The organism is Pseudomonas sp. AS2.8, from assembly GCF_014190935.1.
Lineage (GTDB): Bacteria > Pseudomonadota > Gammaproteobacteria > Pseudomonadales > Pseudomonadaceae > Chryseomonas.
Genome location: NZ_JACHVV010000003.1, coordinates 176,728 through 199,640 on the forward strand (window position 1 = coordinate 176,728; position 22,913 = coordinate 199,640).

The following is a 22,913-nucleotide window of genomic DNA, read 5'->3' on the forward strand; positions in this document are numbered from 1 at the left end:
CACGATGTCGATGATCAAAAACAGCACCTGGAACATCCTGGGTGTCGTCATTCCCAGTGCCATCGCGCTGCCCACCATGGGCGTGCTGTCGCGCCTGCTCGGTGTCGAGCAATTCGGCCTGTTCACCCTGGCCTTCGCCATTGTCGGCTACGCCACCCTGTTCGATGCCGGCCTGTCGCGCGCGGTGATCCGCGCCGTCGCCATGCACCACGGCGACAAGGGGCTCAACCGGCTGGTGATGGGCACGGCCACCGGCGCCGTCATCGGCCTGAGTCTGCTGGCGACGCTGCTGCTGTGGTTCGGCGCGGGCAAGGTGGTGAGCCTGCTGCACGTCTCGCCCGAGCATTTCGACAATGCCGTGGCCGGCTTTCGCTGGCTGAGCCTGTGCGTCCCGCCCTTCCTGCTGGCGACGGTCTGGTTCGCCTACCTCGAAGGCAACGAGCGCTTCGGCGAATTCAACATCCTGCGGACCTTCTCCAACAGTCTGCTGGCGATCGCGCCGCTGATCGCGGTGCTGATCGAACCGAGCTTTTCCGCCACCGTGATCGGCCTGGTGCTGGCCCGGGTGGTCTCCATGGCGCTGGCCTACTGGCCGCTGCACAAGGATTTCCCGGAAGGCATCCGCACCTTCAAGGTCGAGGTGTTCAAGGAGCTGCTGAAATTCGGCAGCTGGATGACGGTGAGCAACATCATCAGTCCGCTGATGGTCTATTTCGACCGCTTCGTGCTGTCGCACATGGTCGGTGCCAGCCGCGTATCCTTCTACACCGCCCCGGCCGAGGCGGTCTCGCGGATGCTGATCATCCCCAATGCCGTGGCCCGGGTGGTGTTCCCGCTGCTGAGCAAGAGCGGCGAGGACGCCGCGCGCCAAGCCAACAAGGCCTTCTGGGGCCTGTTGCTGATCAGCCTGGCGATGGTGCTGCCGATCCTGGCGCTGGCGCCCTGGATCATGACCGTGTGGATGGGCCCGGAGTACGGCGGCGATGCCGCGCAGATCCTGCGCATCCTGGTGGTAGGCTTCATCTTCAACGCCCTGGCGCAGATTCCCTTCGCCAAGATCCAGGCCCGCGGCCATTCGCGGACCACCGCGATGATCCATCTCGCCGAACTGCTGCCCTACCTGGGTCTGCTGGTGGTCTGCATCCAGCATTTCTCCATCATGGGCGCCGCCATCGCCTGGACCATCCGGGTGACCGTGGACTACCTGGCGCTGGAATACTTCGCCCGGCGCACGCCGCCGCTGCAACCCACGCCGGTCTATCAGCAGAGCTCCTGATAGGGAGCCCTGTCCAGACGAACTTACGCAACACACGAGAGGTGCTGTCCGTGTCACGAGTGAAACGTCGTATCGGTGGTGGCCTGCTGGCCACCGTCTTGTTGTCCGCGGCGCTTTATGGCCAGGCTCAGCCCGAGTCGGCGACAGCCAAGGTGGACCTCATCGGCATCAACATGTCGGCCGCCGGCTTCGCCGGCCAGGTCCTGCCCGGCGTGGAAGGCACCAACTACTTCTACCCCACCGAAGACTACTTCCGCCGCTATGCGGACAAGGGCATCCGCTTCATCCGCTTCCCCTTCCTCTGGGAGCGGGTGCAGCCCCAGCTCGGCGGTGAACTTGACCAGGCCCAGGTGGCGCTGCTGCAGCGGACCCTGGATTTCGCCGACAAGTACGGCATCCGCGTGATCCTGGACATGCACAACTACGCGCGCTATCGCGGTCAGCTGATCGGCTCGTACCAAGTGCCCTACGCCAGCTACGCCGATGCCTGGAAACGCCTGGCCCTGACCTTCCAGAAGCATCCGGCGCTGTACGGCTACGATGTCATGAACGAGCCCCACGACACCCAGGGCCTCTGGCCGCGGGCGGCGCAGACGGCCGTGGACAGCATCCGCAGCGTCGACATGAAGACGCCGATCTTCATCGCCGGCGACAGCTGGTCCAGTGCCCAGCGCTGGCCCCAGGTGAATGGCGACCTGCTGATCAAGGATCCGGCGGACAACCTGATCTACGAAGCCCACATCTATTTCGACGACGATTCCAGCGGCAATTACGCCTCGGGCATGAAGGGCGTCCACCCCATGATCGGCGTGGAAAGAACCCGCCCCTTCATCGAGTGGCTGAAAAAGCACAATTTGCGTGGCTTCGTTGGCGAATATGGGATACCTGCACACCCACAGTGGCTGGAAGCCATGGACAATCTGCTGAGCTATCTGGGCGAGCAGTGCGTACCCAGCGCCTATTGGGCGGCCGGTCCGGGCTGGGGCGACTATCCTCTGTCCATCGAACCGAAGAACGGCGCGGAAAAGCCGCAGACGGCCCTGCTGCAAAAACACCTGAGCAAGCATGACTGCCAAGTCATAGGACCTCGTTAGCGGAGATGTGACAGATTTCGAACGGCGTCACCTTTTTCCGCTCCCGAGGCGCTGAACTCGATGGCTAAAGGCCAGTCCTAGACCAGCAGACTCAGGTGCTCATACAACTAAAAGCTGAGACCTCGAGTTCTCTCGCACGCTGGACAGACGGGTCATGGGAACCCGGTCCACCGTCGAGGCTCGCCGCGTCTTGCGAAGGAACACCATGAATAACCGGCTCGTTGCTTCTACCTTCCGATTTATTCCTCTTGCTTACACTCAATCAGCAATCAAGGACGAATGACATGAAAACCAAATTTACCGCTCTGGCCTTGCTGTCCGGCATCGTCCTGCAGGGTTGCGCCTATTCCCCGGGTCAGTACCTGGACCAGGACGACCTGAAGAGCGATCCGAGCATCCAGGGCACCAAGGTCCAGCTGATCCCGATCACCAGCTCGCTGCTGATGAGCCAGGATTCCGCGGCCCTGTCCAAGGCTCCCGACCTCAAGCCCCTGCTGGACTACAAGCCGCAGGCTTACCGCGTCGGTGCGAGCGACCTGCTCTACATCACCGTCTGGGATCACCCCGAACTGACCGCTCCGTCCGGCGCCCAGCAGCAGCTGGAAGCCAACGGTCGCCTGGTACGTCCGGATGGCACCCTGTTCTACCCCTACGTCGGCACCGTGCGCGCCGCCGGCAAGACCCTGGAAGAGATCCGCACCGATATCTCCCGCCGTCTGGCCACCTTCATCGACAATCCCCAGGTCGACGTCAGCGTGCTGAAGTTCGGCAGCCAGAAGGTCACCATCTCCGGTGCCGTGAACAAGGGCGACGCCATTCCCCTGACCACCAAGCCCATCACCCTGGTGGAAGCCCTGGGTCAGGCCGGCGTGGCCAACGGCGGTGGCGCCGACCTGACTGGCGTGACCCTGGTCCGCGACGGCAAGGAATACCGCCTGGATACCGACAGCCTGAACCGCAAGGATTCCAAGCTGTACGGCATCTACCTGAAGGACGGTGACAGCCTCCACCTGCCCTACAACGATGCCCGCAAGGTCTACGTGGTCGGTGAAGTCCGCTCCCCGGCAGCGGTCAGCTACAAGATCACCAACCTGAACCTGATGGAAGCCCTGAGCCAGGCCGGCGGCATCCAGCAGGAAACCGCCAACGCCGATGCCGTCTACGTCATCCGTGGTCCGGAAGACCTGAAGGCTCCGGGCGCCACTGCCCAGGTCTTCCACCTGGCGGCCAAGAACCCCACCGCCTATGTGCTGGCGCAGAACTTCCATCTGCAGCCGCAGGACGTGGTCTTCGTTGGCCCGGCCGGTATCACCCGCTGGAACCGTTTCGTCAGCCAACTGCTGGGTTCCACCAACATCCTGTCCTCCAGCGCCAGCCTGAACAGCAGCTTCAAGTAAGGCCGCCTGTTGCCGTCATGCCGGTTACCGCCGTGCATGACGGCAATTCCTCTGACGTATCGCCACATCCCCCGCCTGCCTTCCCCGCTTCACCTCCTCCCTCAAAACGCTTGAAATCCGCTGCCTAGACGGCCTTGGCCGTGAACCGTTAGTTATTTCGATACCTGTTAGCACCTTAATTACTGCCGCTCGGCTTGGCGCAGGCAGTTTTTCGTCACGCTTTTGCGTAATGTAGCTAACCTGATACCGAAGTTGGGCACGTTTAAGGACTGGGTGTGGCGTCAGGCAAGGCAATTAGAGCAAGGTCCCGCTTCGGTTGGTGGCGCAAGCTGACAGTAGGGCTACTGGGCTACCTGTCCCTCCTGGGGACGGCCCTGGCGGCGCCCGCCAGCGTGGCATTCTGGTACGCGGAAAAACCGCCGGTAGCCGAACTCGCCCAGTTCGACTGGGTGGTGCTCGAACCCGGCCATGCCAGCGCCGCCGATGTCCGCGCCCTGCACGAGGCCGGTGCCCAGCCCTTCGCCTATCTGTCCATTGGCGAATTCGCCGGAGACGCGGCGGCCCTGGAAAAGGCCGGCCTCGGCGCGGGTGCCAGCCCGGTGGCCAACAAGGCCTGGGGCAGTCAGGTGATGAACCTGGCGTCGCCGGTCTGGCGTGCCCATCTGCTCGAACGCGCTGCCCAGCTGGCCCAGGCCGGTTACACCGGGCTGTTCCTCGATACCCTCGACAGTTTCCAGCTGGTGGCCGGAGACCAGCGGGAAAGCCAGCGCCTGGCGCTCAAGAGCCTGCTGGCCGACCTGCACCGCCGTCAGCCGTCGCTCAAGCTGTTCTTCAATCGCGGCTTCGAGGTGCAACCCGAATTGCCCGGTGTCGCCGCCGCCATGGCGGTCGAATCCCTCTACGCGGGCTGGGATGCCGGCAAGAAGACCTATCGCCCGGTCAGCGAGCAGGACCGCGAATGGCTGAAGCCGCGGATCGAGGCGGCGCGCAGTGCCGGCCTCCCGGTCGTCGCCATCGAGTACCTGCCGCCGGAGCAGCGCGACGAAGCCCGGCGCCTGGCCAAGCGGTTGCGCGACGAAGGCTATGTACCCTATATCACCACCCCCGACCTCAACACCCTGGGCATCAGCTCGGTAGCCCTGCAGCCGCGACGGCTGGCGCTGCTCTACGATGGCCGCGAAGGCGCCCTGCGCCAGTCGGCGGTGCACCGCTTCCTGGGCAGCGCCCTGGAGTACCAGGGCTATCGCCTGGACTATTTCGATGCCTCCAAGCCGCTGCCCACGGCCTGGCCTGGTGCGCTCTACGCCGGGGTCGTGGTGTGGATGACCAGCGGTCCGCCACCCCATTCGCGGGAATTCGGCGACTGGATCGGCCAGCGCCTGGATGAAAGGACGCCGCTGCTGATCCTCGGCGGGCTGCCGCTGGACAACGAGGCCCTGCTCAAGCGGCTGGGTCTGGGCGTCAGTCGCAAGCCGCTGCCCGACAACCTGACCCTCAAGGTGCTGGACCCTGCCCTCGCCGGCAACTTCGAGGCACCGGTGAAGTTGCGGACGCGTGACCTGCCCGCCGTGCAGACGCTGCCGGGTGGGCCGACCCCGGTGGTCAGCCTGAGCGGTCCGGGCGGGACCTTCGTACCCATGGGCGTGGCCTCCTGGGGCGGCTTCGCCTTCGGCCCCTATGTCATGGAAGACGGTCCCGAAGCCAGTCGCTGGATCATCGACCCCTTCCTCTTCACGGCGAAGACCCTGCAACTGCCGCCCATGCCGGTGCCCGATCCGACCACGGAGAACGGCCGGCGCATCGCCACCGTGCACATCGACGGCGACGCCTTCGCCTCCAAGGCGGAGATTCCGGGCGCGCCCTTTTCCGGCCAGGTGGTGCTGGAGCAGTTCATCCAGCCGCACCCCTTTCTGACCTCGGCCTCGATCATCGAAGGCGAGGTCGGCCCCAAGGGCCGCTATCCGGAGCTGACCGCGCAACTGGAGCCCATCGCCCGCCGCCTGTTCGCCGATCCCAAGGTCGAGGTCGCCACCCATACCTTCAGCCATCCGTTCTTCTGGCAACCGGCGGTCTCCGAGCAGAGCGAGAACTTCGAAGCCCAGTACGGGTACATGATGCAGATTCCCGGCTACGACAAGGTGGATTTCACCCGGGAGATCGTGGGCTCGACGCGCTATATCAACGAGCGCCTGACCACCCCGCAGAAGCCGGTGAAGATGGTCTTCTGGTCCGGTGATGCCCAGCCCGACGCGGCCACCCTCAAGCTCGCCTACGACAACGGCCTGCTCAACGTGAACGGTGGCAACTCGCACATCACCCGGTCGCAGCCCTCGGTGAGTGGTCTCTATCCCTTCATCCGCCCCACCCCGGGCGGTCTGCAGTTCTATGCGCCCATCATCAATGAGAACGTCTACACCAATCTCTGGCGCGGTCCCTATTACGGCTTTCGCGATCTGCTCTATACCTTCGAGCGCACCGAGCATCCCCGGCGGCTGCGCGGGCTGAATCTCTACTACCACTTCTACTCGGGCACCAAGCAGGCCTCGCTCAAGGTCATGGAAGAGATCTACCAGGGCATGGCCGCCGAGCATCCGCTGTCGCTGTGGATGAGCGACTACCTGGGTCGCCTGCGGGGCTTCTATACCGCCAGTCTGGCCCGGGAAGACGACGGCAGCTGGTCGATCAAGGCCCTCGCCGGTCTGCGTACCCTGCGCCTGGATCCGCGCCTGGGCTGGCCGGATCTGCAGCGCTCGAAGGGCATCGCCGGGGTCCGCGACCTGCCGCAGGGACGCTATGTCCACCTGGCCGGCGATCAGGCGCGGCTGGTCCTGCGCGACAGCCGCGATCCCACCCCCGCCCTCGAAGAGGCCAACATCCCGCTGCAGCAATGGGACTACCTGTCGCCGACGCGTATCCGCTTCGCCTTCGCCGGGCAATTTCCGCTGGAGATGACCTTGCGCGCGCCCTCGGCCTGCGAGGTGCGGGTCGGTCGCGAGCGCTACAAGGGCCAATCAGGCCAGGCCGGACTGCTGACGTTCAAACTTCCGCTAACACGAGTGAGTGACGGTGAGATCGTCTGCGGCTAAGAAAACCCGGCTCCTGAGCGGTTGGACACTGCTGGGGGTCGCGCTCCTCACCGCGCTGGTGCTGGTGCTGACCTTTCACGGCAAGCAGGTCTTCCTGCCCGGCGAAGAGCCGGCCGATCAGGTCTCCATCAGCTACGCCCAGGTGCTGCTCAAGGCGACGCCGGACGATACCGGGCTGCGCATGAAGCTGATCGACCAGCTGATCGCCCTGGGGCGCATCGACGAGGCGCGGCGTCAGTTGCAACTGCTGCCCGAGCCCCTGGCATCGACGCCCTTCTATGCCCTGGAACTGGACATCCTGCAGGCGGAAGCCCAGCCGCAAGGCCTGGCCGACGCCGATCGCGACCGCCTGGCGCAACGGCTGAGCGCCCTGGACGTGGCGACCCTGAGCACGCCCCAGCTGCAACGGGTGGCCGAGCGCGCCCTGCAACTGGCGGATCCGGCCACGGCGGCGCAGCGTTATGTCGAACTGGCCCGCCGCGATCCGCCCCGGCGCCAGCAGTGGTTGGAACAGGCGGCGCGCTGGAGCCTGGCCGGTGGCCGTCAGCAGGAGGCCGCGCGCCTCTATCTGCGCCTGGCCGATCTCGCCGACTCGGCCGAACAGCGCCAGGGCTACCGGCATCAGGCCTTCGATGCCTGGCTCGCCGCCGGCCAGGGTGCCGAAGCCGCCGCCCTGCTGGAACAGGAACTGCCGCGTCTGCAAGCCGATGCCAGCGGTCTGGCCTGGCTGCAGGCCGGGGTGGCCGCCGCCCAGGGCAGCGGGCGCCTGGATCTGGCCCAGCGCCTGATCGATCGCTGGCGCGAGTGGCAACCGGACGACCCGGCCGCCCTGGAGGCCGCCTACCGGCTGGCCCTGGGCCGAGGCGACACCGAACGCGCCTGGGAAGAGGGTCATCAGCTGCTGGCCCTGCGTCCGGACGATGAAAAATTGCTCGCGGAACTGGCCCAGCTGGGCGAATGGACCGGGCATATGGACGAAGCCCTCGACCTCTGGTTGCGCCTGCTGGCACGCCAGGACGATCCGGCCCGCCGCGACCACGCCTGGAAGCTGGCCGCCCGGGCGTTTCGCTTCGATGCCGTGGTCGAGTTGCTGGCCGAGGCGTCGCGGCAGCGCCCGCTGGACAAGACCGAACTGGATGCGCTGATCTTCGCCTACGAGTCCCTGGGCGATCCCGCCGCCGAGGAGCGCTGGCTGCGGGACTACATCAGGCGTCAGCCCAAGCAGCGCCTGGCCTGGGAGCGGCTGCAGCAGCTGCTGGCCCGTACCGAGCAGGGCGCTGCCGAAGCCGAAGGCTGGGCAGCGTTCGGCAAGCGATTCCCGCTGACCAACGCGGAGTATCTGACCTGGGCCGGCACCCTCTGGGAGCTGTTCAAGCCCGAAGAGGCCTGGAAGGTGCTAGAGGGCATGCCGGCCAAGCAGCAGCAGGGCGTCGACTACTGGCGCCTGCGGGCGGAACTGGCCTGGGAACTGGAGCGCGACGGCGAGGCCCAGCTGGCCTTCGAACGCCTGGCCGCCAGCGACAAGGGCCTGGCCGCCAACGACGAGGACCGGCTGCTGGCGATCTATCTGCGCACGGCGCCGCGCAAGGCCCTGGCCTTGCTGGAAAAGAGCTGGGAAAAGAGCAAGAGCCAGAGGCGCCTGACCGACGCCCTGCAATGGGCCGAGCAACTCAAGGACACGGCGGCGCTGGAGCGGCTGCTGGCCAGTGCCGCGCGCGAGCCGGCCTCGGCCGACAATCCCGCCGTCTGGCTGGCGCGCTCGGGTCTGGACTTCCAGCGTGGCCGCGTCGCCCAGGCCGAAGAAGGCTATCGCCAGGCGCTGCGGCGCTTCCCGGACGACGACAGATTCCGCGAACGGCTGCTGTGGCTGCTCATCGACCAGAATCGCCAGACCGAACTGGCCACCCTGTTGCGCGACTGGAAGGGCCGGGCCCGGGACAGCGACGTGCTCTGGCTGCCGTTCGGCAGTGGCCTGGTGCTGCTGGGTCAGGCGGAAGAAGCGCTCGGCTGGTATCGCCGCTACCTGGACGCCCATCCCCAGGACTGGCTGGTGCAGGCCGCCTACGCCGATGCCCTGGACGCCGCCGGTCACCAGGACGCGGCGCTGCGGCTGCGCAAGGCGGTCACGCCGCACCTGGCCAACGACGAGGTGCCGGCCACCCCCGAGCGCTATGCCACCTACCTGCGCCTGCTTTCCAGCCTGCGCGGCCCCCAGGCGGCGCTGGCCCAGGCGCGCGCCTGGCAGGATGGCTCGCCGAGCATGCTGCAACTCTGGTTCGACCAGTGGCTAGACGCCCTCAGCCAGAACAACGACGACGGCCTCAAGAGCGAATGGCTGGCCTGGGCCAAGGGTCGTGGCCTGAAGGTGCGCCAGTACGAGCAGTTGCAGGAGGTCCTGCGCAAGCAGAATCGCGGCGAACTGGAGAAGCTGCTGGCGGCCGGCGACCTGGATCCGGCGCAGCGCGTCGAGGTGCTGCAGCGCCTCGGCCATGCCGGCGACGCCCAGGCCGCGGCCCTGACGGCGGCCGGCGACGAGCCGCCGGAGGTCATCCAGCGGCAGCTGCTGCGCCAGGCCACCGAACAGGCCGAGCGCACGCCCAACGGCGTCCAGGCCGGCTGGGAGCGCCGCGACTATGGCGGCCTTATCGAACAGGGCACCGAGGTGCGCGCCGCCCGGCGACTCAGCGATGACGTCTACGCCGATGTCCAGCTCAAGCAGAATCGCGTGGAGAGCAGTGGCCTTAAGTCCGATGCCCTGGGCAACGAACACCAGATGCTGCTCAAGGTGCTGAAGAATCTGGCCGACGGCGGTCTGGAAACCACCGTCGACGCCAGCCAGCGTTCGGACAGCAATCGCCTCGGCCTGGGCGTCGCCCGCACCTGGCGTATCGACGGCAACACCGAGATCGAAGCGGCCCTGGACTGGCACCGGCAACCCGACGAGAGCGGCTATCTGCGCGCCCTGGGCCGGCGTGACAGCGTCAGCCTGGCGGGTCGCCACAACCTCACGCCACGCGACCAGCTGAGCTGGCGGGCGGCGCACAATCGCTATTCCAGCCGGGACGGCGATACTCTGGGCAGCGGCTTCGCCTTCAACCTGGAGCTGAGCCACATGATCTTCTTCGAAGGTCCCACCTGGCAGGTGCGCAGCGGCATCACCTACCAGCAGAACAGTGCGCGCAGCACCCTCCCCGCCAGCGTCACCCGCTACCTGCAGCCGCTGGCCGGCAGTGGCGAGAACGGCGAGGTCACCGCGGCCGACCTGGAGGCCCTGGGCGGCACCCAGCTCCTGCAGGATCGCTATGGCCAGCTCTATGTCGGCAGCAGCTGGCGCCGCGGCATTCCCGGTTCGCTCAACCGCACCCATCCGCAGTACAGCTGGCTGGTGGACACCCTGGTCGGCTGGCAGTGGACCGAGCGCGAATTCAACTACGGTTTGAATGTCGGCCTGGGCATGGTAGTGCTCGGCGACGACGAACTGGCGTTCACCGCCGGCTACCAGTCCGCGCCCCAGGGCAGCGGCGGTCAGGCCGGCAGCACCCTGGGCATTCAATACAGCAATCGAATCGGTCGCTAGGCCGCTTCAAGGGAGAGACCTCATGAACATCACGCGTCTGCTCGTCGCCAGTGTCGCCACCGTGCTCCTGGCCGGCTGCTCGAGCTTTACCCGTCCCAGCGGCGAGGCCCTGCCCAAGGATGCGCGCTGGGGCCTGGTGCCCCTGGCCAACTATGCCCAGGCGCCGATGGCCGGCGACCGCGCCGCGCAGATCCTGGTCAGCGTGCTCGGCGAGCGCGGCATCCGCCCGCAGGTCTACGACGACAGCCAGGGCGGCAATCCCACCGACGACGAGAAGGCCCGCCAGCGCGCGGCCCTGGACTGGGCGCGGCAGCAGAATCTGCAATACGTGCTCACCGGCAGCGTCGACGAGTGGCAGTACAAGAACGGCCTGGACGGCGAACCGGCGGTGGGCGTGACCCTCCAGGTCGTCGAGCCGGCCAGCGGCCGGGTGGTCTGGAGCAACAGCGGCGCCCGCTCCGGCTGGTCGCGCGAGAGTCTGGCGGCCACCGCGCAAAAGGTCCTGCGCGGCACCGTGCAAGAGCTGCAGTTGCGCTGATGGCCCTGCAATCCGTCCACAAGGACTACACCCTGGCGCCCCGCGCCAGTGGCCGCCTGTCCTGGCTGGAAACCCTGCTGGTCACGGCGGCCGCCCTGGGGCTGGGCTTCTGGCTGGTGCCGGAAGATCCCTTAATGGTCGGCCTGGCCTTTCCCTGGGTGGTCTTCGCGCCCATCCTGATGGGCGTGCGCTATGGCTTCATGCGCGGCCTGGTCAGTGCCAGCCTGCTGGTGGGGGCGCTGCTCTATCTGCATCGCCAGGGCTATCCGGCCTACGAGGAGATCCCGCCGTCCTTTATCGTCGGCGTGCTGCTCAGCGCCATGCTGGTGGGTGAATTCCGCGACCTCTGGAATCGCCGGCTGGAACGCCTGGACCTGGCCAACGACTATCGCCAGCTGCGCCTGGACGAATTCACCCGCGCCCATCACCTCTTGCGCATCTCCCACGACCGCCTGGAACAGCGCGTCGCCGGCAACGACCTCAGCCTGCGCAGCTCCCTGCTGGACCTGCGCCGCCAGCTGCGCGAGGTGCCCCGCGAGCAGGACGCCCTGCAGGCCCTGGCCGAACCCATCGTCGGCCTGCTGACCCAGTACGGCTCGCTGCGGGTGGCCGGGCTGTACCGGGTCGACGGCAATGGCCGGGTGGATCGGCGCGCCCTCGCCAGCCAGGGCGAGATGCCCGGCATCGATCCCGATGACCTGCTGGTGCGCCTCACCCTTGAGCGCGGCGAGACCCTGAGCATCCGCCAGGCGCTGCTGGAGCGCGGCGAGACCCAGCATTCGGCGCTGCAGGCCTGCGTACCGCTGCTGGACACCGAGGAGCGGCTGCTGGCGGTACTGGCCATCGAACAGATGCCGTTCTTTTCCTTCAACGAACGCACCCTCAATCTGCTGACCATCCTCGCCGGCCATATCGCCGACCTGCTGGGCAGCGATCACCAGGCGCTGGCCCTGGCCGACGACGATGCCCAGCAATTCTCCCAGCATCTCAAGCGTTCGCTGCGCGATGCCCAGCAGCACGCCCTGCCCGCCTGCCTGTTCTGCTTCGAGATGACCGAAGCCGACGGCGGCGAACGGGCCCTGGCGCTGCTGGAGGGCAGTCGCCGCGGTCTCGACCTGCAACTGCGCCTGACCAACCAGGCGGGCCACCCCTGCCTGCTTGTGCTCCTGCCGCTGACTTCCTCCGACGGTCTGGAAGGCTATCGCCGCCGGCTGCGCCAGCTGCTGGCCGAGCGCCATGGCCAGGACAGCACCCTGGAAAGCCTGGGCGTGCGCAGCCACGAACACGAGCTGCTGCCCAAGACCCGCGCCCAGGAGCTGCGCGTCTTCCTGTTCAACGAGTGTGGCCTGCATGAACAGCAAGTGGCTGTTTAGCGGCGCCTTCGCCTTCGAGGCCAGCAGCTGGGCGCTGCTGTTCGCCAACCTGCCGGTGGCGGCGGCGGCCCTGGCCTTCGTCACCGCCCATGCCGCTGGCAGTGCCCTGCTGGCGGGTGGCGTCTGGCTGCTGCTGCCCCGGCGCTATCAGCGCCCGCTGCCCTGGAGCCCGCTGTTCCTCTTCGCCCTGGCCTTCTTCATTCCGCTGGTGGGCGCGGCCGGGGTGATCGCCGCGGTCTTTCCGGCGCTCTACCTGCCGCGCAAGCGCCGCGAGATCGCCTGGGAAGCGCGCAGCGTGCCCAATCTGCCGTTCCGCCCGCTGGAGCGCCGCGAGGAGATGCTGTTTAGCGATGGCGGCCTGCAGGACGTCCTGCGCCATGCGCCCAGCACCGACAAGCGGCTGACCGCGCTGTTCGCCACCCGCCGCATGCCGGGTCGCGACGCCATTCCCATCCTCAAGCTGGCCCTGCGCGATCCGGCCGACGACGTGCGCCTGCTCGCCTATTCGATGCTCGACCAGCAGGAAAGCCAGATCAACCAGCGCATCGAGACCCAGCTCGGCGAACTGGCCAGCACGCCCGCGGAACGCCAGCCGGCGCTGCACGGCACCCTGGCCCGCGGCTACTGGGAGCTGGCCTATCTGGGCCTGGCCCAGGGCAGCGTGCTGCGCCACGTGCTCGGCCAGGCGCGGGAACACATCGAGCTGGCCCTGGCCGGTGAAGAAAACGAAGAGCTGCGCATCCTCGCCGGGCGCATCGCCCTGGAACAGGGCGAGCCGGAGCGGGCCCTGGAATTCTTCCAGGCCGCCGAGGCGGCGGGCGTGCCCCTGGCCCAGCTGGCGCCCTTCCGCGCCGAAATCGCCTTTCTGCGCCGCGATTACGCGGTCATCCCGGCACTGCTCGACAGCCTGCCGGCGGATCTCAAGAAGCGGCCGCCGTTCGCCGCCCTGGTGAAGTACTGGTTATGAAAGACGCCCCCGCCGCGACCGTGACGCCCGATGTCTGCCTGCTCCTGGAGGGCACCTGGCCCTATGTACGCGGCGGGGTGTCGAGCTGGGTCAACCAGCTGATCCTCGGCCTGCCGGAGCTGACCTTCTCGGTGTTCTTCATCGGCGGTCAGCGCGAGAACTACGAGAAGCGCCACTACGCCATCCCGCCCAACGTGGTGCACATCGAGGAGCACTTCCTCGCCGGCTCCTGGGTGCCCAAGGGCGCGCCCATCAGTCCGCGGCGCCAGGCGCCGGTGCAGCTGCTGCGCGATCTGCACGCCTTCCTGCACCACCCGGACGAACCCAGCGCCGCCCAGGGCGATGCCCTGGTGGACGCCTTCGCCCAGGGCAGCGTGACCCTGGACGACTTCATGTACAGCCGCGCCAGCTGGGAAGCCATCACCGAGGGCTACGAGCGCTATTGCACCGACCCCTCCTTCGTCGACTACCTCTGGACCCTGCGCGCCATGCAGGCGCCGCTGCTGATGCTGGCCGAGGCCGCGCGACGCCTGCCGCGGCCGCGAATGATCCACTCCATTTCCACCGGCTATGCCGGCATGCTCGGCGCCATCCTGCAGCGGCGCTGGGGCTGCAACTTCCTGCTCAGCGAGCACGGCATCTACACCAAGGAGCGCAAGATCGACCTGGCCCAGGCCAAGTGGATCGCCGAAGGCCCGGACGAGGCCCTGCGCACCGGGCTGGATGTGGACGTCAGCTACATCCGCCGGCTGTGGATCCGCTTCTTCGAGCGCATCGGCCTGCTCACCTACAAGGCCGCCGATCCGATCATCTCGCTCTATGACGGCAACCGCCGCCGGCAGATCCAGGACGGGGCCGAGCCGAGCCGCTGCCGGGTGATTCCCAACGGCATCAGCCTCACCCAGTGGCAGGACGCCCTGGAGCGCCGGCCCGAGGGGGTGCCGCCGGTGGTCGGGCTGCTCGGCCGGGTGGTGCCGATCAAGGACGTCAAGACCTTCATCCGCGCCATGCGCGGGGTGATCAGCGCCATGCCCGAGGCCGAGGCCTGGGTGGTCGGTCCGGAAGACGAAGATGAGGAATACGCCGCCGAATGCCACAGCCTGGTCACCAGCCTGGGCCTGGAGGGCAAGGTGAAATTCCTCGGCTTCCAGAAGATCGGCGACATCCTGCCCAAGCTCGGCCTCATGGTGCTGACCTCCATCAGCGAGGCCCAGCCGCTGGTGATCCTCGAAGGCTGGGCCGCCGGCGTGCCGGTGGTGAGCAGCGACGTGGGTTCCTGCCGCGAACTGATCGAAGGCTCCATCCCCGAGGACCGCGCCCTGGGCACCGGCGGCAGCGTGGTCGCCATCGCCGATCCCCAGGCCACCGCCCGCGCCATCCTCGCCCTGCTGCGCAATCCCGGTCGCTGGCAGGCCGCGCAGCGCACCGGCCTCGCCCGGGTCAATCGCTACTACACCGAGCCGCTGATGCTGGAACGCTATCGCGAGCTCTACCAGGACGCCATCGGGAGGGTCGTCTGACATGGCCGGCATCGGCTTCGAACTGCGCAAGATCCTCGCGCGCGACTCCTACACCGCCACCCTGCGCGCCTATGTCTACGCCGGCCTGATCAGTTCGGGCCCCTGGGTGCTGTCGATCATCAGCGTCATGCTGATCGGCGTGCTGGCCACCGGCATCGTCACCCCCAACGTGCTGATCCGCCAGTTCCTGGTCACGGTGACCTACCTCATGGCCAGCTCGCTGATCCTCACCGGCGGCCTGCAGCTGTATTTCACCCGCTTCGTCTCCGACCGGCTGTTCGAGGAGAAACAGACCAGCATCCTGCCGAATCTGGTGGGCATCCTGCTGCTGGTCACCCTGGTCGCCGGTGGCCTGGGCTTCCTGCTGCTGGCGACCCTGTTCGACCAGCCCTTCGCCTACCGGCTGCTGGTCCTGGCCAACTTCGTCACCCTCTGCGATCTCTGGCTGGTGATCATCTTCCTGTCGGGGATGAAGGCCTACAACCGCATCCTGGTGGTGATGACGCTGGGCTACGCGATCATGATCGCCGCCGCCTTCGTGCTGCGCTTCCTCGGCATGAACGGCCTGCTGATGGCCCTGCTGCTGGGTCATGCCGCGCTGCTGTTCATGTTTCTCTACGACATCATCCGCGAGTACCCGGCCGACCGCCTGGTGGCCTTCGACTTCCTCGACCGCAAGCAGATCTTCCTCAGCCTGCTGGTCACCGGGCTGTTCTACAACCTGGGCATCTGGGTCGACAAATTCGTCTTCTGGTTCAATCCGCTGACCTCCGACGCCGTCATCGGCCCCCTGCGCGCCTCCATCCTCTACGACCTGCCGATCTTTCTCGCCTACCTGGCCATCATCCCCGGCATGGCGGTGTTCCTGGTGCGCATCGAGACCGACTTCGCCGAATGGTACGAGCGGGTGTTCAACGCCGTGCGCGGCGGCGAGACCCTGCAGCACATCAGTCAGCTCAAGGAACAGATGATCCTGGCCATCCGCCAGGGCCTGCTGGAGATCTGCAAGGTCCAGGGCCTGACCCTGGTGCTGGTGTTCCTCCTGGCGCCGCAGCTCTTGGCCTGGCTCGGCATGTCGCACTACTACCTGCCGCTGTTCTACATCGACGTGGTGGGCGTGAGCATCCAGGTGGTGTTCATGGCCCTGCTCAACGTCTTCTTCTACCTGGACCGGCGCGACACCGTGCTGATGCTCTGCACCCTGTTTCTCGGCCTCAACCTGGCGCTGACCCTGCTCAGCATCGAACTCGGCCCGAGCTTCTTCGGCTACGGCTTCACCGTCTCCCTGGCCTGTTGCGTGCTGCTCGGCCTGCACCGCCTGGACCGGGTGCTGGACGACCTGGAGTACGACACCTTCATGCTCCGGCACTGAAGGCCGCCGGCACCGGACGAACGGTGTGACCCGCCCACCCTGGAGGCGTCCAACACAGCTCACCCCTGCAGGACCCTGCCATGAATACCGCCGCCTTGCGCCTCGTGATCCAGACCACCCAGGTGCGCGCTCGGGACAGTGGCGAGGCCAGCCGCACCTTTGCCGACCAGGCGGCGCGCACCGCCAGCGCCGATGCCACCCGCGGTCCGGCCCTGGAGCGCTTCGCCAGTGCCTATGTCGACAAGGTGCCCGACGCCCTCGAAGCCCTGCTGCTGCAGGCGCGGGCGGTGGCCTTCGAGGCGCCGCTGGCCGGGGTACTCGAACGCGCCCTGGCCGGTTTCGCCCCGGCGGCGCTGGCCCAGGCGCCTTCCGCCAGCCTGGCGCTGCTGGCCGCGGCCTATCGCCTCCACCGCCTGCTCGAAGGCCTTCAGCAGCGCCTGGCCGCCTGGTGGGGCGCCACCGGCGAATCCACCGCGCCCAGCCTGGGCAATCTCATCGCCCACCAGGTGCTGGGGCAGCTCACCGTCGCCGCCCTGGAAGACGCCGTGGAAGGCTGGCTCGATGACCTGGACGCCAGCGTCGAGGCGCCGCTCACCCAGCAGTGCTTCCAGCCCCGGCAACGGCGCGGCGCCCTGGCCACGGCCCGCCCGGCCCTGACCCTGAGTCGCCAACGCCAGCGCAGCGTTCGATAAAACGCACGTTTCCGTGCCTTTCGCGGCCGACTGTCAAATATATTGATAACCCTTCCGGCCCTGGTTTAGGGTGGCTGCTCACCGCCATTAGCGAGGAGTCACCCATGAGCTTGCCCAGCCGCGCCGAGTGGGAGCAGCGCTTCCAAGGTCTCACCCTGGAAGGTCGCGCCTTCATCGACGGCGCCTATGTCGACGCCGCCGCCGGCGCCACCTTCGATTGCCTGAGTCCGGTGGACGGACGCTTCCTCGCCAAGGTCGCCAGCTGTGACGCCGCCGACGCCGACCTGGCCGTGGCCGCCGCCCGCGCCGCCTTCCAGAAGGGCACCTGGGCGCACCTGGCGCCGGCCCAGCGCAAGCGCGTGCTGATCCGCTTCGCCGACCTGCTGCTGGCCAACGCCGAAGAGCTGGCGCTGCTGGAAACCCTGGACATGGGCAAGCCCATCGGCGATTCCCTCACCATCGACGTGCCCGCCTCGGCCAATGCCATCCGCTGGAGCGCCGAGGCCATCGACAAGCTCTACGACGAGGTCGCGCCCACGCCCCATGACCAGCTCGGCCTGGTGACCCGCGAGCCGGTCGGCGTGGTCGCCGCCGTGGTGCCCTGGAATTTCCCGCTGATGATGGCCTGCTGGAAACTCGGCCCGGCGCTGGCCACCGGCAACTCGGTGGTGCTCAAGCCCTCGGAGAAGTCGCCGCTGACCGCCATCCGCGTCGCCCAGCTGGCGCAGCAGGCCGGTATCCCGGCCGGGGTGTTCAACGTGCTGCCCGGTTACGGCCACAGCGTCGGCAAGGCCCTGGGCCTGCATGCGGACGTCGACACCATCGTCTTCACCGGCTCCACCCGGGTCGCCAAGCAGCTGCTGGCCTACTCAGGCGAATCCAACATGAAGCGCGTCTGGCTGGAAGCCGGTGGCAAGAGCCCCAACATCGTCTTCGCCGACGCACCCGACCTCAAGGACGCCGCCGCGGCGGCCGCCAGCGGCATCGCCTTCAACCAGGGCGAGGTCTGCACCGCCGGTTCGCGCCTGCTGGTGGAGCGCTCCATCAAGGAGGAATTCCTGCCGCTGGTGGTCGAGGCCCTCAAGGGCTGGAAGCCCGGCCATGCGCTGGACCCCGAGACCAACGTCGGCGCCCTGGTGGACACCACCCAGCTGGAAACCGTGCTGCGCTACATCGAGGCCGGCCATGCCGAAGGCGCCACCCTGGTGGCCGGTGGCAAGCGCACCCTGGAAGAGACCGGCGGCGTCTATGTCGAGCCGACCATCTTCGACGGCGTGAGCAACGCCATGAAGATCGCCCGGGAGGAGATCTTCGGCCCGGTGCTCTCGGTGATCACCTTCGACACCGCCGAGGAAGCCGTGCAGATCGCCAACGACACCCCCTACGGCCTGGCCGCCGCGGTCTGGACCCGCGACCTCTCCAAGGCCCACAAGACCGCCCGCGCCCTGCGCGCCGGCAGCGTCTGGGTCAACCAGTACGACGGTGGCGACATGACCGCGCCCTTCGGCGGCTTCAAGCAGTCCGGCAACGGCCGCGACAAGTCGCTGCACGCCTTCGACAAGTACACCGAGCTCAAGGCGACCTGGATCAAGCTGTAAGGCGATGCCCTCCTGGCGGTGCCCGGCAGGCACCGCCAACCCTTACACTCAGCCCAGCAGATCCACCAGCAGGTCGTCGTGGCGGCGCTGCTGGCGATCCAGGCGCAGCTGGCGGGTGCGGAAGATCGACTTGAGGTCTTCCAGGGCGCTGGCGAAATCGTCGTTGATGATCAGGTAGTCGTACTCGACATAGTGGCTCATCTCGCTCACCGCCTCGCGCATGCGGCGCTCGATGATCTCGGCGCTGTCCTGGCCGCGGTTGTCCAGGCGCTGGCGCAGGGCGGCCTGGCTCGGCGGCAGGATGAAGATCGACTGGGCGTGGGGCAGCTTGCGGCGGACCTGCTGGGCACCCTGCCAGTCGATTTCCAGGATCAGGTCGTGGCCTTCGGCGAGGGTGCGTTCCAGGGCCGCCTGGGAGGTGCCGTAGTAGTTGCCGAACACCTCGGCGTGCTCGAGGAAGTCGCCGTGCTCGAGCAGGTTGGTAAAGGTCGCGCAATCGACGAAGTGGTAGTTCACCCCGTCGGTTTCACCCGGACGCATGGCGCGGGTAGTGTGGGAGACCGACACGCGGATGTCGGGCAGGGCATCCAGCAAGGCCTTGACCAGGCTGGTCTTGCCGGCGCCGGAAGGCGCGGAAACGATGTAGAGGGTGCCGGGAAGGGCTGTCATGAAGGTCCGCCTATTCGATGTTCTGCACTTGCTCACGCATCTGTTCGATGAGCACCTTGAGATTGATGGCCGCCTGGGAGGCCCGGGCGTCGATGGCCTTGGAACCCAGGGTATTGGCCTCGCGATTGAGTTCCTGCATGAGGAAATCCAGCCGCCGTCCGGCCGCGCCGCTGCCCGCCAGGACCCGCCGTACCTCGGCCACATGGGTTTCCAGACGATCCAGTTCCTCGGCGACGTCGCTCTTTTGCGCCAGCAGCACCAGTTCCTGCTCCAGCCGGGACGGTTCGAACTCGACGCCCGCCTCGGCGCAGCGCTCTAGGATACGGCGCCGCTGCAGGGCCAGCAGCTCGGGAAGCAGCGCGCGCAGCGTCGCCACCTCCGCCAGCACCTGGGCCAGGCGTTCCTCGATCAGTCGCGCCAGTTCGCGCCCCTCGCGCTGCCGGCCGTCGAGCAATTCATCCAGCGCCGCCTCGAACAGTGCCAGGGTCTGGGCCTTGAGTTCGGCGCCATCCACCTCGGCACCTGCCAACACCCCGGGCCAGGACAGTACGGCCAGGGGATCGAGCTTGGCCGGGCGCGCGATCAGCGCGGCGATGTCTTCGGCAACGGCCACCAGCTGCGCGGCCCGGCGAGCATCGATGCGCAGGGCCACGCTCTCGTCGCGCTCCTCGCGCAACACGCACTCCAGCTTGCCCCGCGACAGGCGTCGGCGTAGCGCCTCGCGCACGCCGGACTCCAGATCGCGAAAGGTCTCCGGCAGCCGCAGGTGGGGCTCCAGGTAGCGGTGATTGACCGAGCGCAACTCCCAGCTCAGGGTGCCCTGGGGCCCCGGCCGCTCGACCCGGGCGAACGCCGTCATGCTGTGCACCATGGCAGGATCCTCGTCTGACGATGCGCGGACCTGGGGCGATCCAGAGCGACCACGCATGTAAAACGCACGATTCTAGCGCACCTGATCGGAGCGACCCAATGCATCCGTGTCGCATGAGCCGGACGCTCTCTATACTATGGACCTGATACCTACGCCTTACAGGAAGCCCGCAATGAAGCGTCCCAGTGGCCGCGCCGCCGATCAGCTGCGCCCCATCCGCATCACCCGTCAGTACACCAAGCACGCCGAGGGTTCGGTTCTGGTGGAATTCGGCGATACCAAGGTGATCTGCACCGCCAGCGTCGAGGCCGGGGTGCCGCGCTTTCTCAAGGGCAAGGGCCAGGGCTGGCTCACCGCCGAATACGGCATGCTGCCGCGCGCGACCGGCGAGCGGAACCAGCGTGAAGCCGCCAAGGGCAAGCAGGGCGGTCGGACCCTGGAGATCCAGCGGCTGATCGGTCGTTCGCTGCGCGCCGCCGTCGACCTGTCCAAGCTGGGCGAGAACACCATCTACATCGACTGCGACGTCATTCAGGCCGACGGCGGTACCCGCACCGCCTCGGTGACCGGTGCCTGCGTGGCCCTGGTCGACGCCCTGGGCGCGCTCAAGCGCCGTGGCAATCTCAAGGGCAATCCGCTCAAGCAGATGGTGGCCGCCATCTCCGTGGGCATCTACCAGGGCACCCCGGTGCTCGACCTGGATTACCTGGAAGATTCCGCCGCCGAGACCGATCTCAACGTGATCATGACCGACGCCGGTGGCTTCATCGAGGTGCAGGGCACCGCCGAAGGCGCACCCTTCCAGCCGGCCGAACTCAACGCCATGCTCGAACTGGCCCAGGGTGGCCTGCGCGACCTGTTCGAGCTCCAGCAAGCCGCCCTGCGCGGCGAGTAAGGAACCCCAGCCCATGCACGATCTCGTCCCCGCCCCCAGCGCCGAAGCCCGGCGCTGGGCCATGCTCTGCCACTACGCCGCCTTCCTGGGCTTCGTGGTGCCCTTCATCGGTAACGTGATAGGTCCGCTGGTGGTCTGGCAGTTCAAGCGCGAGGACGACCCCTTCATCGACCGCCAGGGCAAGGAGGCGCTGAACTTCCAGCTCACCGTCACCCTGCTGCACATGATCTGCTGGCTGCTGGTGTGGGTGCTGATCGGTTTTCCGCTGATGCTGCTGGTGGCCTGCGTGGCCTTCGTGCTGACGGTGATCGCCGGCATCAAGGCCAACCAGGGCCGCGACTACCGCTACCCCCTGACCTGGCGGATGGTCAATTAGCGGGCTTTTTGTGGCCTGCTTCTGATATCCGCGCTGAGGATTTCCAGTCGGCCCGGCGTCGTTTGACAGGCGCCGGAAGCCCTCCGCTATCATCCCTTCGGCTTACATCTCACGCCCTCGCCGCGACCGGTTTCGGTAGTCGCTGGCGGTAGCGTGCCCGCCTTTGCGCTTTTGCGTCAGCAGTCCGTCGATAACGCCAAGGTGGCGTGCCCCGACGGTCCTCGCTTCTTACGTCAGGACTGGTGGCCTCCGGCGCCATCGGCATCAAGACAGGGATGATCATCATGTCGGTTGCAACCGCCACCCCCTCCCCCTTCCAGCGTGTGCTCGAATGGCGCTATTCCACCCTCATGGTGTGGACCGCCATCGGCCTGCTGGTCGTCGAGACCTTTTCCGGCTTTCTGCGCTATGCCCTGGACATGGTCGGCGCCTCGGCGCTGGTCTATCTGCCCAAGATCGCCTGTCTGGCGCTGTTCGCCCTGCAGGTGGCGACGGTCAAGCTGCCCCGGGTGATCTGGGTCGGCCTGTTCGCCGGGCTGGCCTACGCCGCCCTCGCCCTGCTGCATGGCGGGACCTTCAACAACGTGCTGTTCTCGCTGTTCGTCTACAGCCCGCTGCTGTTCGGCCTGGTCTGCGGCCGCGAATTACTCAAGCAGCGGCGCCTGCTGGGCCGCGCCATGTTCCTGCTGCTGCTCGCCAGCCTGGTCGGCATCGCCCTGGACAAGTACACCTCGGTGCCCTGGAAAGGCTACAGCTACAACCTCGGCGGCAACGACATCGCCGGCAATACCCAGTGGGTCGCCGGTGAAGAGGACCGGATCGCCGGCTTCGCCCGGGTATCCAACGTGCTGGCGGCGCTGATCGCGGTCTACTGCCTGTTCCTCGCGCAATTCGCCCGGTCCAGGACGCTCTGGCTGGTGGTCGCCCTGGTCGGCTTCTTCGGCATCCTGCTCACCACCAGCAAGGCGCCGGCGGCGGCCTTTGCCTTTACCCTGGCGCTGATGATGACCCGCCGCTTCCAGTGGCCGACCTATGCGCTGATCCTGCTGGCGGTGGTAGGTGGCATGCTGCTGCCGGTGCTGAGCCTGGTCCGCGACTTCGATCCCCTGGTGGTGACGAGCGACAGCGGCCTGGCCTCCTTCTACGATCGCCTGGTCAACACCTGGCCGAATGTCGTCGCGGAGATGAGCCGTCATGGCTGGACCGTGGAAGGTGCCGGCTTCGGTCTGTTCGGCAGTTCCATGGCCGCCTTCCCCGTGCCGGGGATCGACCTCTTCGTCACCAGCGACAGCAGCGTGGTCTATCTCTGGTGCGTGTTCGGTGTGGTCGGCATCCTCGGCTATGCCATGCAGCTGCCGGTGTTCATCCGCCTGCACACCGCGCCCGACCGCCTCAGCCACACCCTGCTGGCCATCGCCTTCTGCCTCTGCCTGATCGGCTGGACCACCGACCTCTTCGATATCGGCGTCGGCAATCTCTTCGTCGGCATCATCCTCGGCTACGTGCTGATGCGTGATCCGGAAGACGACGGCCAGCAGCGCCTGCGGCCGGTCAGCGCAAGCGCCCTCGCCGACTGAGCGCGCCGCGACGCGACAGCCTGACCTCGCCACGC

At 67.2% G+C, this 22,913-nt stretch carries 17 protein-coding genes; 15 read left to right on the forward strand and 2 right to left on the reverse strand.

From position 1 onward, the window contains the following. Nucleotides 1-4 precede the first annotated feature (4 nt). The 12 genes from FHR73_RS13235 to FHR73_RS13290 all read left to right on the forward strand — a co-directional run bounded on the left by FHR73_RS13235 (nt 5) and on the right by FHR73_RS13290 (nt 18,490). Complete coding sequence (locus FHR73_RS13235; protein WP_260175701.1) at nt 5-1,276, forward strand: flippase; 1,272 nt, start codon at nt 5-7, stop codon at nt 1,274-1,276. Nucleotides 1,277-1,335: 59 nt separating this feature from the next. After that, complete coding sequence (locus FHR73_RS13240; protein WP_183631845.1) at nt 1,336-2,370, forward strand: glycoside hydrolase family 5 protein; 1,035 nt, start codon at nt 1,336-1,338, stop codon at nt 2,368-2,370. Between the two features lie 284 nt (nt 2,371-2,654). After that, on the forward strand, nt 2,655-3,767 hold the full coding sequence (locus FHR73_RS13245) for a polysaccharide biosynthesis/export family protein (RefSeq protein WP_183631847.1): 1,113 nt from the start codon (nt 2,655-2,657) through the stop codon (nt 3,765-3,767). Between the two features lie 329 nt (nt 3,768-4,096). After that, entirely contained in the window at nt 4,097-6,853 is a 2,757-nt protein-coding gene (locus FHR73_RS13250) for a bifunctional glycoside hydrolase 114/ polysaccharide deacetylase family protein (RefSeq protein WP_260175722.1), read from the forward strand. Continuing rightward, complete coding sequence (locus FHR73_RS13255; protein ID WP_183631850.1) at nt 6,834-10,430, forward strand: tetratricopeptide repeat protein; 3,597 nt, start codon at nt 6,834-6,836, stop codon at nt 10,428-10,430. Before FHR73_RS13250 ends, FHR73_RS13255 begins: the two co-directional genes overlap by 20 nt. 22 nt (nt 10,431-10,452) lie before the next feature. Further along, the gene (locus tag FHR73_RS13260) at nt 10,453-10,968 is read left to right on the forward strand and encodes a penicillin-binding protein activator LpoB (RefSeq protein ID WP_183631853.1); all 516 of its coding nucleotides are present in this window, start codon (nt 10,453-10,455) and stop codon (nt 10,966-10,968) included. Beyond that, nucleotides 10,968-12,341 (forward strand): PelD GGDEF domain-containing protein, encoded by a 1,374-nt coding sequence (locus tag FHR73_RS13265; protein ID WP_183631856.1) that lies wholly within the window; start codon nt 10,968-10,970, stop codon nt 12,339-12,341. The genes FHR73_RS13260 and FHR73_RS13265 overlap by 1 nt, the downstream gene beginning before the upstream one ends. Beyond that, a complete protein-coding gene (locus tag FHR73_RS13270; RefSeq protein WP_133860414.1) occupies nt 12,319-13,308 on the forward strand; it encodes a HEAT repeat domain-containing protein in 990 nt (329 codons plus the stop codon). The genes FHR73_RS13265 and FHR73_RS13270 overlap by 23 nt, the downstream gene beginning before the upstream one ends. Beyond that, nucleotides 13,305-14,828 (forward strand): GT4 family glycosyltransferase PelF, encoded by a 1,524-nt coding sequence (gene pelF, locus FHR73_RS13275; RefSeq protein ID WP_183631858.1) that lies wholly within the window; start codon nt 13,305-13,307, stop codon nt 14,826-14,828. The genes FHR73_RS13270 and pelF overlap by 4 nt, the downstream gene beginning before the upstream one ends. Before the next feature lies 1 nt (nt 14,829). Continuing rightward, nucleotides 14,830-16,200, forward strand: a complete 1,371-nt coding sequence (gene pelG, locus FHR73_RS13280) for an exopolysaccharide Pel transporter PelG (RefSeq protein WP_183631860.1) — start codon at nt 14,830-14,832, stop codon at nt 16,198-16,200. 80 nt (nt 16,201-16,280) lie between these two features. Then, nucleotides 16,281-16,892: a hypothetical protein gene (locus FHR73_RS13285; protein WP_183631862.1), complete on the forward strand. Its 612-nt coding sequence runs from the start codon at nt 16,281-16,283 to the stop codon at nt 16,890-16,892. Between the two features lie 104 nt (nt 16,893-16,996). Further along, nucleotides 16,997-18,490 (forward strand): aldehyde dehydrogenase, encoded by a 1,494-nt coding sequence (locus tag FHR73_RS13290; RefSeq protein ID WP_183631865.1) that lies wholly within the window; start codon nt 16,997-16,999, stop codon nt 18,488-18,490. 48 nt (nt 18,491-18,538) lie between these two features. Here the strand turns inward: FHR73_RS13290 and gmk are convergent, their stop codons facing one another. Beyond that, nucleotides 18,539-19,159, reverse strand: a complete 621-nt coding sequence (gene gmk / locus FHR73_RS13295) for a guanylate kinase (protein WP_183631867.1) — start codon at nt 19,157-19,159, stop codon at nt 18,539-18,541. 10 nt (nt 19,160-19,169) lie between these two features. Next, the gene (locus tag FHR73_RS13300) at nt 19,170-20,030 is read right to left on the reverse strand and encodes a YicC/YloC family endoribonuclease (RefSeq protein ID WP_183631868.1); all 861 of its coding nucleotides are present in this window, start codon (nt 20,028-20,030) and stop codon (nt 19,170-19,172) included. Nucleotides 20,031-20,202: 172 nt separating this feature from the next. Between FHR73_RS13300 and rph the strand changes: the two genes are divergently transcribed. The 3 genes from rph to FHR73_RS13315 all read left to right on the forward strand — a co-directional run bounded on the left by rph (nt 20,203) and on the right by FHR73_RS13315 (nt 22,878). Further along, nucleotides 20,203-20,925 carry a ribonuclease PH gene (rph, locus tag FHR73_RS13305; RefSeq protein ID WP_017639344.1) on the forward strand — a complete coding sequence of 241 codons (723 nt, stop codon included), beginning with the start codon at nt 20,203-20,205 and terminating at the stop codon, nt 20,923-20,925. A gap of 13 nt (nt 20,926-20,938) precedes the next feature. Then, nucleotides 20,939-21,301 (forward strand): DUF4870 domain-containing protein, encoded by a 363-nt coding sequence (locus tag FHR73_RS13310; protein ID WP_017639343.1) that lies wholly within the window; start codon nt 20,939-20,941, stop codon nt 21,299-21,301. A 284-nt stretch (nt 21,302-21,585) separates the two neighbouring features. Further along, complete coding sequence (locus tag FHR73_RS13315) at nt 21,586-22,878, forward strand: hypothetical protein (protein WP_183631870.1); 1,293 nt, start codon at nt 21,586-21,588, stop codon at nt 22,876-22,878. Nucleotides 22,879-22,913 lie beyond the last annotated feature (35 nt).